Origin of the sequence: Nonomuraea sp. NPDC005983, from assembly GCF_040614375.1 — a bacterium.
Taxonomy (GTDB): Bacteria; Actinomycetota; Actinomycetes; order Streptosporangiales; family Streptosporangiaceae; genus Nonomuraea.
Genome location: NZ_JBEXUP010000288.1, coordinates 1 through 2,090 on the forward strand (window position 1 = coordinate 1; position 2,090 = coordinate 2,090).

The following is a 2,090-nucleotide window of genomic DNA, read 5'->3' on the forward strand; positions in this document are numbered from 1 at the left end:
GGCCATCGCCAGGTCGCTGCTCGGCGACCCGAAGGTGATCATCCTGGACGAGCCGACCGCCGCGCTGGGCGTCGCCCAGACGGCGGAGGTGCTCACCATCACGTCGGGCGCGCGCCAGTCGAGCGCCTCGCAGACCTCGTAGGCGTAGGTCTTCATGCCCTCGTGGCGGACCGGGTTGATGAAGTTGACGAAGCAGTAGAGACCGGACTCCGACAGGGCGCTCACCCCGGCGAAGACCTCCAGGCTCGAGCGGTAGCGGAGCCGGAGCACGCGGGCGCCGCTGAGGCTGATGGCGGAGATCTTCGACTCGTTGGCCACGTCCTCCACCAGGACGGTCGCCTCGATGCCGGCTCTGGCGGCGTAGGCCGCGAACGACGCTCCGGCGTTTCCGGAGCTGTAGGTGAAGGCCTGCTGCACGCCGAGCGCGCGGGCGAAGCCGACGGCGACGGAGAAGCCGCGGTCCTTGAAGCTGCCGGTGGGCATCAGGGTGTCGTTCTTGATCAGCAGCTCGGGCAGGCCCACGTGGCGGCCGAGCCTTCTGGTGCGCATCAGCGGGGTGTCGCCCTCGCCGAGGTGCAGCGGCTCGGCGCCGTCGGGCAGGGGCAGCAGGTCGGACCAGCGCCACAGGCCGAGCCGGCGGTTGGCGGCCGCCCGCGCCGTGATCGCGCCGGGGTCGGCGGCGCCGAGGTCGTAGTCGATCTCGAGCAGGCCGCCGCACGCCTCGCAGAGCAGGGCGGGCGTCTGGAGCGGCACGCGGGCGTGGCAGTCGTCGCACACGTAGCTGGAAGCCAGGTTCATCGGTGGTAAGCCTTCGGGTAGGTGCGGCCGCCGGGCAGCGACCGCGATCAATCCCGCTCCGTTTTATCTGGTGAAATGTCGTATCGCGTGGTTGAATATCGCCCGTTTCGGCTGAACGCGTCAACCTTTTTCGGACGGGAGTCGATGAACTCAGCGGCCAGCAGCCGCTCTTCCGCCGCTGTCACATCCGGCAGGAGCTGCTCGACTCCCTGGTCGGGCTGCCCCTGCGCGCGGAGCCCGGCGTCGAGTACAGCTCGCAGGGTTTCAAACAGGACCCGCACCACCTTCCACAACGCCGCCGTCGCGGAGGCCCTGGCGTGAACGAACCGCTGAACGTGATCGGCTCCTCCCCCGCCCGCCTGGTGCTCGGCGACGGGAGGGCCGTCCTGGAGCCGACCGGCGAGCGGCCGGGAGACCTCTACGTCGGCCCCGGCTGGGTGGACCTGCACGCCCACGTGTACGACGGGATGACGCAGATCAGCGTCCCGGCCGACCGGGTCGGCCTGGAGCAGGGCGTGCACGTGCTGGCCGACGCGGGCAGCGCGGGCGAGGCCACCGTCGACGGGCTGGCCCGCTACGTCGTCCCGGCCGCCGAGACCGAGGTGCGGGCGTGGCTCAACATCGGCTCGCACGGGCTGGTCCACCTGCGCGAGACCGCCGACCCGAGCTTCGTCGACGTCGACAGGACGCTCGCGGCCATCGACCGGCACCGCGGCCTGGTGTGCGGGGTGAAGGTCCGCTCCAGCGGCGCGATCGTGGGCGCGATGGGGTTGCAGCCGCTCCAGCTCGGCCGGCTGGCCGCCAGGGAGGCGGGCCTGCCGCTGCTGGTGCACGTCGGGGAGGCGCCGCCGCTCATCGAGGACGTGCTCGACCTGCTGGACGAGGGCGACGTGATCACCCACTGCTATCACGGCAAGACCGGCCGCCCGTGGCTCCCCGACGGCAGGCCGGCGCCCGCGCTGGCCCGCGCGCTCGACCGGGGCGTGCTGCTGGACGTCGGGCACGGCGCCGCCAGCTTCAGCTTCGAGGTGGCCGCCCGCGCCGTGGCGGCCGGGTTCCCGCCGCACTCCATCAGCACCGACATCCACGTCAGGAACATCACAGGTCCCGTGCACGACCTGGCCACCACGCTCACCAAGCTGCTGGCGTGCGGGCTGCCGCTGGAGGACGCGATCGCGGCCGTGACCGACGCGCCGCGCCGTGTCCTGCGGATGCCCGCGCCCTGGCGCGAGGAGGACGGGACGATCCGGCACGCCACCGTGTTCAGGCTGGCCGCCGCCGCGCCCCCGGGC

1 protein-coding gene and 3 pseudogenes are annotated in these 2,090 nt (G+C 72.4%); 2 read left to right on the forward strand and 2 right to left on the reverse strand.

Annotation, left to right across the window (positions count from 1 at the left end; genetic code table 11):
• Window positions 1-100: pseudogene (locus ABZ297_RS46715) on the forward strand (sugar ABC transporter ATP-binding protein); the annotation flags it as partial.
• Between the two features lie 47 nt (window positions 101-147).
• On the opposite strand, the pseudogene ABZ297_RS46720 reads toward ABZ297_RS46715, so the two are convergent.
• Together ABZ297_RS46720 and ABZ297_RS46725 are read right to left on the reverse strand one after the other, a co-directional pair.
• A pseudogene (locus ABZ297_RS46720) lies at window positions 148-798 on the reverse strand (pyridoxal-phosphate dependent enzyme); the annotation flags it as partial.
• Window positions 799-845: 47 nt separating this feature from the next.
• On the reverse strand, window positions 846-1,079 hold the full coding sequence (locus ABZ297_RS46725) for a hypothetical protein (protein WP_355361050.1): 234 nt from the start codon (window positions 1,077-1,079) through the stop codon (window positions 846-848).
• A 36-nt stretch (window positions 1,080-1,115) separates the two neighbouring features.
• Here ABZ297_RS46725 and ABZ297_RS46730 point away from each other — a divergent pair.
• Window positions 1,116-2,090, forward strand: a pseudogene (locus ABZ297_RS46730) (hypothetical protein); the annotation flags it as partial.